Raw genomic sequence first — 18,388 nt, forward strand, 5'->3', positions numbered from 1 at the left:
AATTATACCAAAGATCTACTAAAAACATCTTTAACCCAGTTTTTAGTAGATATAAAGTATAATCCAAAACTTTTTAGAGTGATATAAAATAGCCACAAGGTGGCGTGGGCTTTCTGCCGAAGAAAACCTAGTGTTAACGTAGTCAAAGGAATTACTTCCTTTGGCGTATAAATAGGGAATAAAAGGTTCCCTTGAATTTATTTATAAATTAAAGGAAAAGAAAAATGGATTTGAAATTCGCAAGAACTGATTTAGATGCAAAACCTAAGAAAGCTGATTTGGCTAAGTTGGATGCAGAAGTAGCAAAAAATGACAGTATTATATTTTATTTTGACAGAGAAAATTCGCATAAAGATTTGCTGGAGCTTCAAGATCATTATGAGGCAATGGGAAAAAGTTTTTATATGAGTGAAGTGAAGTACGGGTTGTCAGACAATGACTACATGTACCAAGTTCACATAATGAGTTAGAGAGCAGTTTATGAGTAAAAAGTTATTTATTGAAACTTTGGGTTGTGCTATGAATAGTCGTGATTCTGAGCATATGATAGCTCAATTACGTGAAAAAGAGGGCTATGAAACAACACAAAACCTCGAAGATGCCGACCTTATTTTAATAAATACCTGTTCAGTAAGAGAACGCCCGGTGCATAAGCTTTTTTCTGAACTCGGCGGTTTTAAAAAAAGAAAAAAGCCATCCGCAAAAATCGGTGTTTGCGGATGTACAGCTTCTCATCTTGGTGAAGAGATTATTAAGCGTGCTCCTTATGTGAACTTTGTTCTGGGTGCGAGAAATGTTTCTAAAATTGGTGAAGTTTTGCATAAAGACAAAGCGGTTGAGATTGACATCAATTATGATGAAAGCGAATTCGCTTTTGATGACTTTAGAACCTCTTCTTATAAGGCATACATTAACATCTCCATCGGCTGTGACAAGCAGTGTACCTATTGCATTGTCCCAAAAACACGTGGTGATGAAATTTCTATTCCTGATGATTTGATTATTAATGAAGCCAAACGGGCTGTAGATAATGGCGCTAAAGAGATATTTTTACTTGGTCAAAATGTCAATAATTACGGTCGCCGTTTTTCATCAAGTGAACACGAAAAGGTGAATTTTACAGAGCTTTTACGCAGACTTTCAAAAATAGAAGGACTCGAACGCATCCGTTTTACATCTCCGCACCCTTTTCATATGGACGATGAATTTATAGAAGAATTTGCCAAAAACCCTAAAATCTGTAAATCTATGCATATGCCTCTGCAAAGCGGTTCAAGCAAAGTGCTTAAAGAGATGAAACGCGGATATACAAAAGAGTGGTTTTTAAACCGTGTGCAAAAACTTCGTTCAGTCTGTCCTGATGTGAGTATTTCTACAGATATCATTGTGGCATTTCCGGGTGAGAGCGATGAAGATTTTGCTGATACCATTGATGTTATGAAGCAGGTCAAATTTGATCAGATTTTTTCATTTAAGTATTCGCCTCGTCCTGAGACTGAAGCAGAACACTTTACAAATGTAGTCGATGAAGATGTGGCGTCAGACAGACTTGCATACCTGCAGTCACTACATAATGAACTTTTGGATGAGATAAATACTAAGTATTTGGGAGAGACTTTCAGAGTATATTTTGAAAACTTGAACAAAGATAATTTTGTCTCAGGCAGAAGCGACAACAACCTTGTTATTAAAGTAAAGGGTTCAGAAGAACTGTTAGGAGAGTTTAGAGATGTTAAAATTACTTCAATCGGCAGAACAATTTTAACAGGCGAAATCGTTGCTTAAAAAAATCAGCAGAAAGCTAGCTCTTTATCTTCTCCCTTTTATAGGCTCTGTGCTTATAAAAATACTCTACAAAACAAATAAAAAAGTTTTTCATGCGCCTCAAGAGCTCTCAGATGAAAATTTCATTATGGCTTGCTGGCACGGAGAACTTTTGATGATTCCCTATGCTTATTTAAAATACAGAAAAACTCCGCATGTCAAACTTATAATCTCAGACCATTTTGACGGTACACTTATAGCAAAAACACTCAGCTATTTTGGTTTTGGAACCATTAGAGGTTCAAGCAGACGTAATGCTGCAAGAGCACTGCTGCAGGCTATAAAGGCTTTAAAAGAGGGTTGTGATTTGGGTATTACGCCTGACGGTCCCAAAGGTCCCAGGCATGAAGTTGCTGACGGCATCATTGTCATGGCACAAAAAGCAGATGTAAAAATCACGCTTGTAGAGATTAAGCCGAGCAGTTTTTGGCAGCTAAATTCATGGGATAAGTTTGTTATTCCCAAACCTTTTGGTACAATTACCTATTACATCAGTGATTTAATAGATATTGGAGGGCTTGAACTTGAAGAAGCCAGGACCTTAATAAAAGAGGGGTTACTCAAACATGAACAATAAATTTCTTTTTCCGGGTTTAGCCGCTCTTTTTTTAGCAATTATGGGTATTTATTTTTTAGTCAATCCATCCTATGAAAAATCTATAGAAGCACAGTATTATTATAAGATAGGTGATTATGAAGAAGCGTATAAAGTGGCAAACGAAGCCTTTAGCATAGATGTTTATAACCGCATGGCGTCAACCATAATGGCACAATCAAAGACCTCTATAAAATATAAAAAGTATATAGACCAGGCAAAACAATATATGACTGAGATTAATCAAATAGCAGCAAAAGATACAATAAGTGATGCCGATAGAGCCAGAATAAAACTTATGAGCGAAATAATGGTTGATTCTTATAAAAAACTTGCTCCGAGTGTTATCACAGACAACAAGCTGGTGCGTGAAGCAGCAAAGTATTATAGTGATTTTGAGAAGCTTCTTGAGAAAGTCAATAAATAAATATAAAAAAGAGTTCCTCGTCTCTTTAGAAGAGTATAGAGGGTATTCCGAATTGACTGTAAAAACTTACGCCGATGTTCTTGGTGAAGCATTTCAATATATAGAGATAGTGCAAGAAGACGGGCACACTGTTTTTAATTTGATGCCTTACCGCATTTATATAGCCGGCTTAAATGCAAAAACAATCAGTAAAAAGTTAAGTGCTATTAGAAGTTTTGTCGAGTTTTTAAATGAACAGGGTTTACATGTAGCACTGCAGGCAGATGAGAGCATAAAGGTTGCAAAAACACTACCCAAGCCTGTGTCACATGCACATATTTTAGAAGCTCTTTCTCAGTCTGATTTGCAGGAAAAGCTGCTTGCAGTCATGTTATATACATTAGGGTTACGTATCTCTGAGCTTGCATCTTTAGAACTTCATAATATTACCAATGAATGGATACGAGTTATAGGAAAAGGTAATAAACAAAGAGATATACCGCTTTTGGGAACTACAAGAGCATTAATTGATGAATATTTATCGACTTTTGTGGTAAAAAAATTCCTTTTTGAGAAAAATGGCGAAAGATTAAGCGAAAATAGTCTAAGATATATGATAACTAAAATATTTAAGCGTGTAGCTTTGAAAGTAACGCCCCACCAGCTTCGTCACTCTTATGCATCTTCTTTGTTAAATGGGGGAGCACCCATAGTCGATGTAAGTGAGCTGTTAGGACATTCATCGATGGCAACAACGCAGATATATACAAAATTAGGCAGTGCATTGAAACAACAAAATTACAACAAAGCACACCCGTTAGGGGATAGTGAGTGCTGAGTACAATACTGGAATCTTTATACCTTAAAGTCCTTGTTAATATTGTTGTCCAAAGAGAGAGCACATTAGTTCATATAGAATTATGCTCAAAAAAAGGTATTGTCGATGAAGTAAGCACAGAGTTTAATACAACTTTACTTAACAATCAAATGTATGACTTCATATCTGAGTACATAAAAGAATCTCCATATTTTTACATATCTATTTTAGACACTTCCATAGTTCAGGGAGCCATACCTACATGTGAAAAGAATAAGTTGAGTTATTATTATGACTTGTCGATGTCTGAGTACAAATGTTTTGATAATAAATGGAACTTTTATACTGCAAAAAATGATATTCACCAGATAGAACGCGAGTATGAAGATATCGGAATTGATATGATATTTTCTCCTTTTGTTATTTTGGCAAATTTCTTTCAAGATAAAATCAACAATAATTTGGCTATGTATGCTCTCGTTCAAGACGGTTTTATCTCTGTAGCAGTTTTTGAAAATTCACAACTTTTATACGCGGAGCATTTAGATATGCTCACGGGGGATGAAAATGAAGATATTTTACTAAATGAAAATATTGAAGAAGATTTGGACTTGGACAGTGGCATTGACTTAGAAGATATAGACGTTGATGAGGGTGATATAAACTCTTTAGATGAATTCGGCGATATTGAAGATTTAGATTCTCTTGAAGATATTGATGAGTTTTCAGATAATAAAGATGTAGAAGAAGAACTGTATGAGAGTGATAAGATTTTGCCAGAAGATGAAGAGAATGAAGCTTTTAATGAAGATTATCAAAGATTTTCTTTGATGCAGTCGGCAGTTGCAAATTTTTATAGAGATGACAAATATGAAAGCAGATTTATAGAAAACGTTTATATTGCTGATTGTGCAGGTGTGACAAATGATTTGAAAAAGTATCTTGAAGAAGAGATGTTTTTCAATGTCTATGTAAGACGCGCTGACCTTGGGGTAGAAGTATGTGAACTTGCAAAAATGGAGCTTGGTTTATGAAATACAGCTATATAAAACCAAGAAAGAAAACGCCTATTACGCCGGAGCTACAAATAATTTTCACTTTTTTTGCTATTACGCTTATTATGCTTTTTACAACATATGCATTTTTACTGTATAAAGATTATACATTTGAAAAAGACAAGCGGACGATAATAGAGAATAAAAAGGAATTAAAAGCCAATACAGAACACATGCAAAAGCAAATAAGTTTTATTCAAAAGCAAAAAGCCTTGGCAGAAAAAGTATTTACACAAAATATGGTTTTAAAAGATTCTATTGCAAACCTATTTGATTTAGTGCCACAGCGTATCACTTTATCACGTGTAAAACTTTTAAAAAATGGTTTGATCCTTTATGGCATTACACCAAATAAAGATGTTTATAATTTTATGTTGCAAGCACCTTTACGCTCAATATTTCATAAAACATACAGCAGTTTCTATCCTGCGAAAAATGGCTGGCTTATGTTTGTATCTACAAATTATATGGATGAATCACAAATAGAGGAGTTAGACAGTGAAAATTAAAATTTCTCGTCATTATTTATATATTTTACTCATATCTATTTTTCTTTTTTTATTTGTGATTATCTTTTCTTTTGGCATTTTAATTCCTAAGGGAAAACAATATCGTGAATCTAGACTAGAGCTGCGTAAAGAAAATTCGGAGTTGCGCAAGTATCAGAATTTTCATGATGATACTCTTACAACATTCAAAGATTTACAAAGTAAAAACAGACATATTATAACTGCTTTTGACACGGCTTTTAATCCAGATAGGTTTGAAAAACAGCATAAAATCTTTTTCTCATCATTACGTGTTTCCAAGATTACGCGTTCCAAAGATGAAGAAGGTTTTGCGACATACGAAGTCAATACAACATCACAAATAAGTTCACCGACAAATTTTTATGACTTTTTGGATGCACTCAACAAAAGTGACTGGATAATCGGTGTGAATTTTCCTATTGATTTTAAACGTGACGGAGAGATGATAAAATCATCTTTTACTATGAAAGTTTATACCAATAACAAAGATAAAAACTCAACTGCTTCAGAGTCCGTAGCCAAATAACCTCTTAATTTCGGCTCTACATGTAAGAGACGCATCTTCTCTTTAAAATTTTTTGGCATATTTTCAGCTTTGATGTAGGGTGCTATACAAATATAATCCCGCAGAGTTGTTGCAATGTATTTTCTGCCTATTACTACTGTCTGCTTTTCTTGAAGCTGTTTTTTTTCATCACCACTCATGAGATGATTGAGCGATTTTAAATATTTATCAATCAGATATATATCATTTCTTGACGTAGGTGTTTTTTTAAAGCAGACTAGCTCATTTATCTTTTTTAAGGGGGAGTCTTGTATTAAATCTTGCACATCTGCATCTATATACTTAAAACTTTTTTTAATGCCCTGCAGATATTTCTCTAAGAGAGGCTTTGTATAGTTGTGTCTAAAAGTATTGCGTGTATACTTTTCATCACTATTGCTTTTATCCTCAAAGTATTTTATATTGTTACCATGTAAGTACTCCAGCAGCTCTTGTTTGTCTACATGTAAAAGCGGTCTGTAAAGTATATAACCATTGCGCAGCGCCTTTTCCTGCATACCCGCAAGCTCTGCACAGCCTGCACCTTTGCAAAACTGCATAAGCATCCACTCAAATCTGTCTCCCAAATGATGGGCTGTTAGAAGGGTGTCGTAATCATGTTCTTGTATAAGTGTTTCAAAAAAGTCATAGCGTATTTTTCTGGCATTGGCTTCAAAATTACTTTCAATCTCTTTTGCCTGATGTACGTTACATGTAAAGTTATATTGTTTTGCAAGTGCTTTTGCATAGGCAACTTCTTCTTTGCTTTGCTCTCTTGTGCCGTAATCAACAATGGCGATATCAAAGGGAATGTTATTTTCTAAGAGCATAAAAAGCAGGGCAGTGGAGTCGCCTCCGGCAGAAAATGCCAGAAGATTTTTACTTTTACGCAGATCTTCTTTAGTCTTGTTGTGCAGCATTGTCTACGGTTGCCGTGAGAACATTACCGACAAGTTCTGTGATTTTTGCCGGGTAAATTTTACCAAATTCCAGTTCTTCATCAACAGTTCTGTCATTGACATAAAGTTCACCGTCAATTTCCGGTGCCCAGATGAGTTCTCTTGCACTTAAAAGGTACTCATGCTCATCACTTTCTCCATCTATTACAATTTGACGTGTTTTGCCGACTTCTTTTTGGAGTGATTTTTTTGTACACTCTGCCGCAATATCGCCAAGAATTTGTGCACGCTCGGCTTTGACTTCATCTGAAATTTTATCTTGCATATCATATGCTGAAGTTGTCTCTTCATCAGAATAAGAAAAAACATTGATGCGGTCAAAGCTGAAATTTTCAGCAAATTCGCACATTTCGTCAAACATTTCCTGTGTTTCATGTGGATGCCCGACAATGAAACTTGTGCGCACAAAAGAGTTTGGCAGACTTTGCATATAGTTTAAAAGTTCAAGTGTTTTTTCTTTACCAAAACCACGTTTCATAATACGAAGCATATCATCATTGATGTGCTGAATAGGCATATCAAAGTAGTTGTGAAAAATCTTGCTTTTGCCAATATTTTGTAAAAGTTTCATACTTGTAGTTGATGGGTAAAGGTAAAGAATTCTAGCAGATTTCACACCTTCTATAAGCTCTATTCTCTGCATCAGCAGTGAAAGTCCGTCTTTTACATTTTGGTCACGCAGGTATGAACTTGAGTCTTGTGACACAAAAGAGAAGTCCCAGTATCCTTTTGCTACAAGTCCTTCAACCTCTTTGGCTATAGAGTCCAAATCACGTGAATGCAGCTTGCCTTTAAATGAAGGAATCGCACAAAAACTGCATGTTTGGTTACATCCTTCTGAGAGTTTAATGTAGGCATGATAGCTAGAACCCGTTACAACACGTTCGGCTCCGTCTATTAAAAAAACTTCATCAGAAAAACGGCTTTTTTTCGCAACCAAAAGCTCATCAATTTTGTCATAATCACCCACACCCGTAAAAATATCCACTTCAGGAATCTGCTCCATCAGCTCATCCTGATAACGTTCACTCAAACATCCCGCCATCACAAGAACAGAGTCCTCTTTTCTTGCATCATGGAGTGAAAGTACTGTGTTGAGTGACTCCTCTTTCGCCGCGTCAATAAAACCGCAGGTATTGACAATGATGACATCAGCCTCTTCATTGTTGTCTGTGAGTTCAAAATTTTGTAGTTTTCCCATCATCACTTCTGTGTCAACCAGATTTTTGGTGCATCCAAGTGAAACTATGTGGAGTTTGTTACTCATATTTCTTCTTTATAATTTATTTGTCCCATGGTAATTCAAAATTAATTTTTGAATTACCATATATTTGTGTAATTATAGCGTATAATTAGCCTATGAAAAACTATGATGTGATAATTCTTGGAGCCGGTGCAAGTGGATTGATGTGTGCAGCCAATCTGTCTAAAAAAATGCGTGTTGCTATAATTGACAGCAATGAAAAACCCGCCAAAAAACTCAAAATATCCGGTGGAGGCAAATGTAATATAACAAATGTCAGTGTACAGATAGATAATTTTGACGGTGATAAAGGGCTGATAAGTTCAGCATTTAAAAAGTTTTCAAAAGATGATTTACTGGACTTTTTAGATAGAAACAGAGTAGAACTTGAACTCAGAAAAGGACGTTATTATTTTTGTAAAAACTCTTCTGATGATATTATCAATGTTTTGAAAAAAAATGTCAAAAAGAGTGAAATCATTTTAAATAATACTATCTTACATGTAACCAAGTCTGATGATATTTTTAGTGTCACAACAGATAAAAATATATACAAAGCAAAAAAAGTTGTTGTAGCTACCGGTGGTAAGAGTTTTCAAACACTCGGTGCAAGTGATATAGGACTCAAAATCGCAAAAAGTTTTACTATATGTGTCAAAGAGTTTACGCCTGCACTTGTAGGATTGACTTTGCAAAAAGAGCAGTTTTGGATGAAAAACTTAAGCGGATTGAGCTGTTATGTACATGTAAAGGTCGCAGACAGAGTGCTGAAAGAAGAGATGCTTTTTGCCCATAAAGGCATCAGCGGACCTGCAATTTTATCGGCTTCACTTTATTGGAAAAAAGGCGATATCAGCATAGACTTCTTACCAAATAAAAATATTTTGGATTTGACACAAAAGAGCAAAAAACTTGTAAGTTCTGTTATTCCTTTGCCAAAAAGACTCTCAAAAGCTCTTTTGTCCGCCATAGATTTTAAAGACAAAGAGTGCTCCAAACTGAGTAAAAATGACAAAGAACTCTTAAAATCATTGCACAATTATACCTTTGCTCCTGCGGGCAACTTTGGTTTTACCAAAGCCGAAGTAAGCAGAGGCGGTGTTTTGGCAGAAGAACTCGATAGCAATACATTAGAGTCTAAAAAAGTAAAAAACCTCTATTTTATAGGTGAAGTAGTAGATGTGACAGGAGAGCTTGGAGGCTACAACTTCCAATGGGCCTTTTCAAGTGCTTATTCCTGTGCAAAAGTATTTTAGTAGTCGTCACGAACTAGATTATGGCAACGAAAACACGCACCCTCTATGTAAGTATAAGCTACCTGTGAATTTTCTCTGCGAGTTCTGCCTGATTGCTGGTATTTGTTATTTATAGCATCTAATATTATTTGAACATTATGTTCTATAATTTGTGCAGCCATAACTGCTTCATTCACTTTGTACTGCTTATTCTTAGGAAGCATAGTTTTAAACTTCTCTTTATTTCCAAGCAAATCTTGTGCATGTTTTGCAAATTTCAGTATTGATTTTTTTACGCCTTCTTGATCACTTATCATAAAGGTCCTTTGAACTTCACTAAGTTCTGAATTAAGCTGTAACATATTTGATTTTAAATCATATGCCGCGAGTGATGTAACTGATAATAACAGTGCTGTTAAGCCTGTCAGTAGTAATTTTTTTGCCATATCGATACCCCTTTTTATTATGTATATTAATCATAGCATAAATTTTTAAAATAATATCTTATAGTAATTTTTTATTTATACTATGTTCTGAACATAAGTAAAAATGAATAATGTCAATAGTTTTTTAGCAAAAGCTCTTAAAACTACTCAGATAATAATGCTATAATTCCATTAATGAAAAATAAAGTAAATTTTGAGGTCGTTTCACCTTATCAACCTGCAGGTGACCAACCTAAAGCCATAGAACTATTAACAGACTCTATACTTAAAGGGAATCGTTACCAGACACTTGAGGGTGTGACGGGATCAGGTAAAACACATACTATGGCACGTGTCATAGAGAATGTGAAGATGCCGACTATTATAATGACGCATAACAAAACTTTGGCCGCGCAGTTGTACTCAGAGTTTCGTCAATTTTTTCCAAACAATCATGTTGAGTATTTTGTGTCCTATTATGATTATTATCAGCCTGAGGCTTACATACCTCGTCAGGATTTGTTTATAGAAAAAGATTCTGCTATTAACGATGAACTGGAACGCTTACGTCTTAGTGCGACTGCAAATCTGCTCTCTTATGATGATGTAATCGTTATTGCTTCAGTATCTGCCAATTATGGGCTTGGTGACCCCGAAGAGTACCAAAATATGGTGCAGTCTTTGGCAGTCGGTGATGAAATAGCACAAAAAAAACTCTTACTTCGTTTAGTTGAAATGGGGTATTCTAGAAATGACACCTATTTTGACAGCGGTCATATTCGAGTCAACGGGGAAAGCATAGATATATATCCGCCTTATTTTGAACAAGAAGCTATACGTGTTGAATTTTTCGGTGATGAGATAGAAGCCATTTACACTTTTGATGTCATTGACAATAAAAAGCTTGAAGAGCATAAAAGCGTTACCATCTATGCCACTTCACAGTTTAGTGTAAGTCAGGAAAAAATGTCCGTGGCGATTAAACGCATAGAAGAAGAACTTGACGAGCGACTAGCCTACTTTCAAAAAGAGGGTAAACTATTAGAGTATCAAAGACTCAAACAGCGTGTGGAATTTGACTTGGAGATGCTGCAAACGACGGGGATGTGCAAGGGAATTGAAAACTATTCAAGACTTTTGACAAATAAAAAACCAGGAGAAGCGCCTTTCACACTGCTTGATTATTTTGAACAAAACCATAAGGAGTATCTTGTTATTGTCGACGAATCACATGTTTCTCTACCTCAATATCGTGGTATGTATGCAGGGGACAGAGCGAGAAAAGAGGTGCTTGTCGATTACGGTTTTCGTCTGCCCTCAGCACTCGATAATCGCCCCTTAAAGGCAGATGAGTACATAAACAAAGCACCGCATTATCTTTTTGTATCAGCTACCCCTGCAGAGTATGAGCTGGAGATGTCAGTTGCAAAGGCTGAGCAGATTATTCGTCCAACAGGACTCCTTGACCCTGTTATAGAGATAAAACCCTCAGACAATCAGGTAGAAGATATACATGATGAAATAAAAAAGACTGTAGTAAAAGATGAGAGAGTTTTAATAACGGTACTAACAAAAAAGATGGCAGAAGCGTTGACGAAGTATCTGGCAGATTTAGGCATAAAAGTACAGTATATGCACTCAGATATTGATACAATAGAACGTAACCAAATTATTCGTTCTTTGCGTTTGGGTGAGTTTGACGTTCTTATTGGGATTAATCTTCTACGTGAAGGGCTGGATTTACCAGAAGTCTCTTTGGTTGCAATTTTGGATGCCGATAAAGAGGGTTTTTTAAGAAGTGAGACAGCACTTGTTCAGACAATTGGGCGTGGTGCAAGAAATGAAAACGGTCGGGTGATTTTATATGCAAATAAAATGACGGGCTCTATGCAAAGAGCTATAGACAAAACGACTGCAAGAAGAGAAATTCAAGAAGCTTACAACAAAGAACACGGCATTACTCCAAAAACGACAAAAAGAACATTAGATGAAAACTTAAAACTCGAAGATCACGGAGATATTTACCAAAAGTATAAAAAACAAGATAAAATACCTCCAAGTGAAAGAAAAGCTATGGTGAAAGAACTTTCATTAAAGATGAAACAAGCAGCGAAAGAACTTAATTTTGAAGAAGCAGCAAGACTTCGAGATGAAATAACAAAAATAAAAAAACTATAAGTTTTTAAAAGAAATAATATAATTTACTTTGCTCTATAAAAAAAGAAACTAACAAATATAAGGAAACAATAAAATATGGAAGATACATTTAGTAATTTAGCAACATACGGATATATAGGACTCTTTATATACTCTTTAGGCGGTGGATTTATTGGGCTTGTTGCGGCAAGTGTTTTGAGCTTTATGGGTAAGATGGACTTGACATTGTCAATCAGTATAGCATTTTTAGGAAATGCTCTTGGCGATGTTTTACTCTTTTGGCTGACAAGATACCAGAAATCTATGATGGTTGAGGGTTTGCGTAAACATAGAAGAAAATTGGCACTTGCTCATATTTTGATTAAAAAGCATGGTGATTGGGTTATTTTTATTCAAAAGTTTATTTATGGATTAAAAACTGTCGTACCTATTGCCATTGCACTCACTAAATACGATTTTAAAAAGTTTGCTGTATTAAATGTTTTTGCAGCTGCTGTGTGGGCTTTGGCATTTGGTTTAAGCAGTTACTATTTTGGTGCGGTTTTAAGCAAATTTGCAGTTTTTATCGGTGATAACAAATGGATAGCACCTGTGATACTTATAGTTATCGGCGGATCTGTTTGGTTGTATCTGGAAAAGGCGACAAAGAAGAAGTAGCAAAAAAGTAAAAAGCTTTGAAGCTTTTTACTTTTCTACTTTAGGACCAGCTGCAGAGAAGTCAAATTCACTCTCAGCATCTTGGTATCTTTTAAAGTTTTTAACAAACATTTCTGCAAGTTTATCGCGAGTTTTATCAAACGCTTCTTTATCTTCCCACGCATTTCTAGGGTTTAAAAGTTCAGGATTAATATCTCCTAATGTTTTAGGTACTTGAAGTCTAAATGTTTTTGTTGTGTCAAATTCACTATTATTAATAGAACCATCAAGAATTGCATTGATACATGCACGCGTGTCTTTTAAGCTCATACGTTTTCCAACACCATACTCTCCGCCTGTCCATCCAGTGTTAACAAGGTAAACATTAACATTGTGCTTGTCAATTTTTTCACCGAGAAGTTTTGCATAAATTGTAGGATGAAGAGTCATAAATGCCTCACCAAAACACGCAGAAAAAGTTGCAACAGGCTCAGTAATACCACGTTCGGTTCCGGCAACTTTTGCAGTGTAACCACTCAAGAAGTAGTACATTGCCTGTTCACGAGTCAGTTTTGATACCGGAGGTAATACACCAAAAGCATCAGCAGACAAGAAGATAATATTTTCAGGATGTCCGGCCATTAAATCAGGTTTATGGTTCTCTATATGCTCGATTGGGTATGAGACACGAGTGTTTTCAGTTTTAGAATCATCTTCATAATCCACTTCACCTTCGTCATACATGACAACATTTTCTAAAAGTGCATCTTTTTTGATAGCACCATAGATTTCAGGTTCACTTTTCGCATCAAGGTTGATGACTTTTGCATAACATCCGCCTTCAAAGTTAAATACACCGTAATCATCCCAACCATGCTCATCATCACCGATTAGTGCGCGTTTAGGGTCAGTAGAAAGAGTTGTTTTTCCTGTTCCGCTCAAACCGAAGAAAAGAGCAGTGTCTCCACGCTCTCCTACATTTGCAGAACAGTGCATTGAAAGTTTTCCATCAAGTGGCAACCAATAGTTCATCATTGAAAAAATACCTTTTTTCAATTCACCACCATACCATGTACCGCCGATTATAGCCATGTTCCTTTCAACATCAAAGAGAACAAAAACTTCAGAGTTCATACCATGTTCTTTCCACTTGTCATTTACAGCTTTACAAGCATTTAAAACAGTGAAATCTGATTTGAATACTTCTAATTCTGAGGGAGTAGGGCGGATGAACATATTTTTAACAAAGTGTGACTGCCATGCAATCTCTGTCACAAAACGAATAGATTTTTTTGAAGCGGGACTCGCACCACTGTACACATCAGTAACATAAAGGTCGTTTCCTGAGAGCTGTTCACGTGAGAGTTCTAATAATTCGTTGAAAATTTCTTCACTAATTTTCTGATTTACATCACCCCAAGCAATGTACTGATTTGAAGGCGCACGGTCAACGAAGTATTTGTCTTTTGGTGAACGCCCTGTGAATATACCGGTATCAACAGCGGTCGCGCCTGTTTTGGTTTCTCTGACTTCACCGTTTTGGAGTTCATGTTTAATTAACTCATCATAGTCGAGATTATGATAAACCTCACCTACATTTTTAAGTCCTAAATCTTCTAATTCTTTTGTTAAGTTCATACTTTACCTTGTGGTACATAATATAATTGATACTTTTTAGCAGTGTATCTTCTCTAGAGTGAAATTATACTACTTCTAAACCTAAATTAAAAGTAAAATACTTAGTTTTTTAAAATATTATAGAAAAGAAAAAGATATTAAAAAAAAGTTTAAAAAAGAAAATTAGTTTAAGGATTTTTTGATAGAATTTTACTCTTCATTAACAAAGCTCGATTAACTCAGTGGTAGAGTGTCACCTCGACAAGGTGAAAGTCACTGGTTCAAGTCCAGTATCGAGCACCATCATTTTTTAATTTTGATTGTTCAACTAATTAATACCGTATTATTTCTGATACACTGGGGTGTATATGAATAATTTCTTCAACTTCTTTCATTGTAAGCTGCTCCTCAACAGCGACAACTATTTCATGAATAATTTCCGTTGCTTCAACACCGATAATGGAAGCACCTAATATAACTCCGTTTTTGGCATTTGTGATTATTTTAATAAATCCGGCATCATCTCCATGAATTTTTGCCTTCGCATTTACTTTAAAGTATACTTTTTTGACATTGGTGTCTATTCCTTTCTCTTTTGCTTTCGTTTGATTAAGACCGCAACTTGCAATGGGGGGATTACTAAAAACAGCCATCGGTGTGATATGCGAATTTGTTGTTTTAGTGTTGTTGAGAATATTATGCGCCGTAATTCTGGCTTCAGCATAAGCTATATGCGCAAGAGCCGGTGTGTTTATGCAGTCACCTATCGCATAAATATTTTCCTGTGAAGTTTCAAATGATGCAGAAACTTTTATAAAACCTTTCTCATCTAAGGTAATATCGGCATTTTCAAGGTTGAGTTTATTGGTATTTGGGATGCGGCCTGATGCATTGAGCACTATTTCAGATTCTATGTTTTCTTGTGAACCCAGTAAAAGTTTTATACTTTTGTTACCCACTTCACTTTTTAATACGGTTGTAGAGAGCAAAACATTAATATTGCGTTTTTTAAAAGCTCTAAGCAGTGCCTTGGATATGTCTTCATCCTCTTTGCTAAGAAGTTGTGTTCCTCTTACAATCATAGTGACTTCTACTCCTAATGCATTGAAAAAAGTGGCAAATTCACAAGCTATAGGACCGCCGCCGACGATGGCAATGGATTTTGGCAGCTTTTGAAGTTTGAAAATATCCGTACTTGATAAAATGTGCTTCGAATCAAAGGAAAGATTTGACAGTTCTCTTGCATATGAACCGGTGGCGATGACACATTTGTTAAAAGAAACTTTTTCACCTGAAACTTCAATAGTGTCTGCATTTATGAAAGTCGCATTTCCATATAAGAGCTCAACTTTTGCCTGGTCAAGCATCCAGACGACACCGGAACGGATCTCTTTTACAAGTGCCAGAGTTTTTTCTCGAAGTTTTTGTATGTCGAATCCATTATTTTGCAATAAAGCTCCACACTCTTGAAAATAGGGAACTCTTGATAAAAAAACAGCACTTTCAAGATAATTTTTAGTCGGAATACAACCAACATTCAGACAAATACCGCCAATATTTTCTTTGGCTCTGTCGATAAGCAGCGTTTTTTTGCCGCTAGCTGCAACTTTTAGTGCTGTTTCATATCCGCCGGGCCCTGCACCTATGATAACTACATCATACTCTTTCATCTTCTCTCCTTTATTTACAAAAGTTTATTTTCCATAGATATTCCAATCTTCTTGTGTATATTTGTCTCTTAAAAGATTTTCAGCATATTCTTGTTGAAATGGATTGAGTTGAGATATTGAAAACTTGACATTGAATGTTTCGCAAAAGGATTCAATAAGCAGGTTTGTTAAATCTTTGTACTCCATAGTGACATCCAACTCTCTTAAAGATGCTGCATCTTTTAAACCTGAATCTTCTAGAAAAAGCGGCTCAAAATATTCTTTGTCAAAATGCACCGGAATAGTACCGTGTTGAAGCAGAGTATTTTTGATATAACGTTGTGCATTACCGCCCATCTTTTTTTCATCTATAATAATATCATATGCCTCATGTCCTGCTAAGCAAATATCTGAACTTTGTATGTCCAAATCCAAATCAGATGCAAATTCAGCTTTGAGTTTAAGTTTTTCATAAAATTTTATAAGAAATTTGCATAAATAATTATAACTCTCTTTTATGCCATAACTCTTTAGCATTTTTCGCGGCATGATAATTGAATATGATATGTCGCCACCGTGAACCAGTATTCCGCCTCCGCTGGGACGACGGACATAAGAGACTCTTTGAACTGATAATTCGTTCATATCCAGGCTTTTGTGTGGTTTTGAAAATCTTCCGAAACTCAAACTTTTATTCCAGCCATATATTCTGAATATAGGTCTGTCACCCTCTGACAAAGTATACAGCAAAGCTTCATCTACCGCCATATTCCAATCGGGAGAGCCGATGCCGGTATCAATTACATTCCATATCTGCAAGTAATTTTCCTTCTGTGTAAAATGACTATATGTAAAGTCTAGCCAAAGAGTCTTTAAGGACTCTTTAACATAATCTGCAATAACATTAATAATATTATTGTGTTAAAAGGACTCATATGCAAAATAATTGGATTGTGAAAAAGAAAAGTGATTTTTTAGTTGAACCGAATCTTTTAGATTATGAAAAAGTCTATAACTCTTTTAAATGGGAAGATGTAGCAAAAGAGTTTGACGGTTTGCCCTCAGGTGGATTAAACATCGCTCATGAAGCAATTGACCGGCATGCTGATTCTGATAAAGCCGATAAAGTGGCTTTATTATGGCTTGGAGAGAAAGGGCAGAAAGTAAGCTATACATATATGCAGATGAAAAAAGAGACGGCGAAGTTTGCCAATGTATTAAAATCATTAGGCATTAAAAAAGGGGAAAGAATTTATACACTTTCTCCGAGATTGCCGGAGCTTTACATCGGAGCTATAGGTATACTTAAAAACCTGAGCGTGATGTGTCCTCTTTTCTCACAGTTTGGTCCCGGTCCTATACTGCAGCGTATGCAAAGCGGTGATGCGACGGCTCTTCTAACAACCCAAAAACTTTTTAATAAAAAAATCCGTCCGATGCTCAATGAACTTAAAGGGTTGAAATATATACTTTTAATAGATGCCGAGGAAGATGAAAATGAGATAATACGTTCACTTCCAAAACTTATGCAAGAGGCTTCGGACGAATTTGAAATTCCTCCAACTGATCCTGAGGATATGTCACTGCTGCACTTTACAAGCGGAACGACAGGTATGCCAAAAGGTGTAGTTCACGTGCATAAAGCAATATATACACACTGGATGACAGGCAAATATGTTCTTGATTTTCATGAGCATGATAACTACTGGTGTACTGCCGATCCGGGTTGGGTAACGGGGACCTCATACGGAATTATTACTCCATGGGTGCATGGCGTGACTAATATTGTTGATGAATCTGAATTTAATGCAAACAGATGGTATGAGATACTGCAAAATGAAAAAGTCAGTGTTTTTTATACGGCACCGACAGCCATACGACGTTTGATGAGAATCGATAATGAACCGACTGAGGAGTATGACCTTTCTCATCTGCGCCTTATTCAAAGTGTTGGCGAACCGCTGAATCCTGAAGCTGTTATATGGGGTGTTGAAAAACTGAAAATGGCTATACATGACAACTGGTGGCAGACTGAAACAGGCGGCATAATGATAGCAAACCTAATATCTCAAACAGTAAGACCAGGCTCGATGGGACGGCCTCTTCCCGGAATAACTGCGGCAATCGTTCGTCAAAATGGGGATGGAACGGTAACGGAGGTAACAGAGCCTGGAAAAGATGGAGATTTGGCTCTTAGACCCGGCTGGCCGTCTATGTTTAGAGCGTATCTGCATAATGAAGAAAAATATAAAAAATCTTTTGTCGGTGGATGGTATATCTCAGGAGACTTGGCTTATAAAGATGAAGACGGGTATTATTGGTTTGTCGGCCGTGCAGATGATATTATAAAAACATCCGGACACATGGTAGGTCCTTTTGAGGTTGAAAGCGCCCTGATGGAGCACCCTGCGGTTGCCGAAGCTGGAGTTATCGGTAAACCGGATGAGCTTATCGGACAGCTTGTCAAGGCTTTTGTGTCTTTAAAACACGGGTATGAGCCGACAGAAGAATTAAAACGGGAACTTATTGGTTTTGCACGCAAAAAGCTAGGTGCAGCAGTAGCTCCAAAAGAGATAGAGTTTCAAGAAAAGCTTCCTAAAACCCGTAGCGGCAAGATTATGAGAAGACTGTTAAAAGCAAGAGAAATGGGATTGCCTGAAGGTGATACTTCTACCTTGGAAGAGTAAGGAATTATT

Annotated in this window: 18 protein-coding genes and 1 tRNA gene; 13 read left to right on the plus strand and 6 right to left on the minus strand. The window is 36.1% G+C overall.

Annotation, left to right across the window (positions count from 1 at the left end):
• Positions 1-224: 224 nt before the first annotated feature.
• The 8 genes from SAUT_RS02700 to SAUT_RS02735 are packed head-to-tail and all read left to right on the plus strand — an operon-like array spanning position 225 to position 5,753.
• Entirely contained in the window at positions 225-470 is a 246-nt protein-coding gene (locus tag SAUT_RS02700) for an HP0268 family nuclease (protein WP_013326344.1), read from the plus strand.
• Positions 471-480: 10 nt separating this feature from the next.
• Positions 481-1,785: a tRNA (N6-isopentenyl adenosine(37)-C2)-methylthiotransferase MiaB gene (gene miaB, locus SAUT_RS02705; RefSeq protein ID WP_013326345.1), complete on the plus strand. Its 1,305-nt coding sequence runs from the start codon at positions 481-483 to the stop codon at positions 1,783-1,785.
• Positions 1,778-2,401 carry a lysophospholipid acyltransferase family protein gene (locus SAUT_RS02710; protein WP_013326346.1) on the plus strand — a complete coding sequence of 208 codons (624 nt, stop codon included), beginning with the start codon at positions 1,778-1,780 and terminating at the stop codon, positions 2,399-2,401. The genes miaB and SAUT_RS02710 overlap by 8 nt, the downstream gene beginning before the upstream one ends.
• Positions 2,391-2,846 carry a hypothetical protein gene (locus SAUT_RS02715; RefSeq protein ID WP_013326347.1) on the plus strand — a complete coding sequence of 152 codons (456 nt, stop codon included), beginning with the start codon at positions 2,391-2,393 and terminating at the stop codon, positions 2,844-2,846. The genes SAUT_RS02710 and SAUT_RS02715 overlap by 11 nt, the downstream gene beginning before the upstream one ends.
• The gene (locus SAUT_RS02720; RefSeq protein ID WP_013326348.1) at positions 2,827-3,663 is read left to right on the plus strand and encodes a tyrosine-type recombinase/integrase; all 837 of its coding nucleotides are present in this window, start codon (positions 2,827-2,829) and stop codon (positions 3,661-3,663) included. The genes SAUT_RS02715 and SAUT_RS02720 overlap by 20 nt, the downstream gene beginning before the upstream one ends.
• Positions 3,657-4,676 carry a hypothetical protein gene (locus SAUT_RS02725; protein ID WP_013326349.1) on the plus strand — a complete coding sequence of 340 codons (1,020 nt, stop codon included), beginning with the start codon at positions 3,657-3,659 and terminating at the stop codon, positions 4,674-4,676. Before SAUT_RS02720 ends, SAUT_RS02725 begins: the two co-directional genes overlap by 7 nt.
• Positions 4,673-5,206 carry a hypothetical protein gene (locus SAUT_RS02730; protein ID WP_013326350.1) on the plus strand — a complete coding sequence of 178 codons (534 nt, stop codon included), beginning with the start codon at positions 4,673-4,675 and terminating at the stop codon, positions 5,204-5,206. The genes SAUT_RS02725 and SAUT_RS02730 overlap by 4 nt, the downstream gene beginning before the upstream one ends.
• A complete protein-coding gene (locus SAUT_RS02735) occupies positions 5,196-5,753 on the plus strand; it encodes a hypothetical protein (RefSeq protein ID WP_013326351.1) in 558 nt (185 codons plus the stop codon). The genes SAUT_RS02730 and SAUT_RS02735 overlap by 11 nt, the downstream gene beginning before the upstream one ends.
• Here SAUT_RS02735 and tilS read toward each other — a convergent pair.
• The gene (tilS, locus tag SAUT_RS02740; RefSeq protein ID WP_013326352.1) at positions 5,699-6,691 is read right to left on the minus strand and encodes a tRNA lysidine(34) synthetase TilS; all 993 of its coding nucleotides are present in this window, start codon (positions 6,689-6,691) and stop codon (positions 5,699-5,701) included. The two genes, SAUT_RS02735 and tilS, sit on opposite strands and share 55 nt — an antisense overlap.
• Positions 6,672-7,997: a 30S ribosomal protein S12 methylthiotransferase RimO gene (gene rimO, locus SAUT_RS02745; RefSeq protein ID WP_013326353.1), complete on the minus strand. Its 1,326-nt coding sequence runs from the start codon at positions 7,995-7,997 to the stop codon at positions 6,672-6,674. Before rimO ends, tilS begins: the two co-directional genes overlap by 20 nt.
• A 92-nt stretch (positions 7,998-8,089) precedes the next feature.
• On the opposite strand from rimO, the gene SAUT_RS02750 reads away from it, so the two are divergent.
• Positions 8,090-9,229 carry a BaiN/RdsA family NAD(P)/FAD-dependent oxidoreductase gene (locus SAUT_RS02750; protein ID WP_013326354.1) on the plus strand — a complete coding sequence of 380 codons (1,140 nt, stop codon included), beginning with the start codon at positions 8,090-8,092 and terminating at the stop codon, positions 9,227-9,229.
• Here the strand turns inward: SAUT_RS02750 and SAUT_RS02755 are convergent.
• Positions 9,226-9,654, minus strand: coding sequence for a hypothetical protein (locus tag SAUT_RS02755; RefSeq protein WP_013326355.1), 429 nt, complete (start codon positions 9,652-9,654; stop codon positions 9,226-9,228). The genes SAUT_RS02750 and SAUT_RS02755 overlap by 4 nt on opposite strands.
• 174 nt (positions 9,655-9,828) lie before the next feature.
• Here SAUT_RS02755 and uvrB point away from each other — a divergent pair, with 174 nt between their 5' ends.
• Both uvrB and SAUT_RS02765 read left to right on the plus strand, forming a co-directional pair.
• Entirely contained in the window at positions 9,829-11,811 is a 1,983-nt protein-coding gene (gene uvrB, locus SAUT_RS02760) for an excinuclease ABC subunit UvrB (RefSeq protein ID WP_013326356.1), read from the plus strand.
• Between the two features lie 75 nt (positions 11,812-11,886).
• On the plus strand, positions 11,887-12,447 hold the full coding sequence (locus SAUT_RS02765; protein ID WP_013326357.1) for a DedA family protein: 561 nt from the start codon (positions 11,887-11,889) through the stop codon (positions 12,445-12,447).
• A 27-nt stretch (positions 12,448-12,474) separates the two neighbouring features.
• Here SAUT_RS02765 and pckA read toward each other — a convergent pair whose 3' ends face one another.
• Positions 12,475-14,064, minus strand: coding sequence for a phosphoenolpyruvate carboxykinase (ATP) (pckA, locus tag SAUT_RS02770; RefSeq protein ID WP_013326358.1), 1,590 nt, complete (start codon positions 14,062-14,064; stop codon positions 12,475-12,477).
• Positions 14,065-14,271: 207 nt separating this feature from the next.
• On the opposite strand from pckA, the gene SAUT_RS02775 reads away from it, so the two are divergent.
• A tRNA-Val gene (locus tag SAUT_RS02775) sits at positions 14,272-14,346 on the plus strand.
• A gap of 29 nt (positions 14,347-14,375) precedes the next feature.
• Here SAUT_RS02775 and lpdA read toward each other — a convergent pair.
• Together lpdA and SAUT_RS02785 are read right to left on the minus strand one after the other, a co-directional pair.
• Positions 14,376-15,713, minus strand: coding sequence for a dihydrolipoyl dehydrogenase (lpdA, locus tag SAUT_RS02780; RefSeq protein WP_013326359.1), 1,338 nt, complete (start codon positions 15,711-15,713; stop codon positions 14,376-14,378).
• A gap of 24 nt (positions 15,714-15,737) precedes the next feature.
• On the minus strand, positions 15,738-16,511 hold the full coding sequence (locus SAUT_RS02785) for a lipoate--protein ligase family protein (protein WP_013326360.1): 774 nt from the start codon (positions 16,509-16,511) through the stop codon (positions 15,738-15,740).
• A gap of 116 nt (positions 16,512-16,627) precedes the next feature.
• Here SAUT_RS02785 and acsA point away from each other — a divergent pair, with 116 nt between their 5' ends.
• A complete protein-coding gene (gene acsA, locus SAUT_RS02790; RefSeq protein WP_013326361.1) occupies positions 16,628-18,379 on the plus strand; it encodes an acetate--CoA ligase in 1,752 nt (583 codons plus the stop codon).
• The last annotated feature ends 9 nt before the right edge of the window (positions 18,380-18,388 follow it).

It is taken from the genome of Sulfurimonas autotrophica DSM 16294 (assembly GCF_000147355.1).
Lineage (GTDB): Bacteria > Campylobacterota > Campylobacteria > Campylobacterales > Sulfurimonadaceae > Sulfurimonas > Sulfurimonas autotrophica.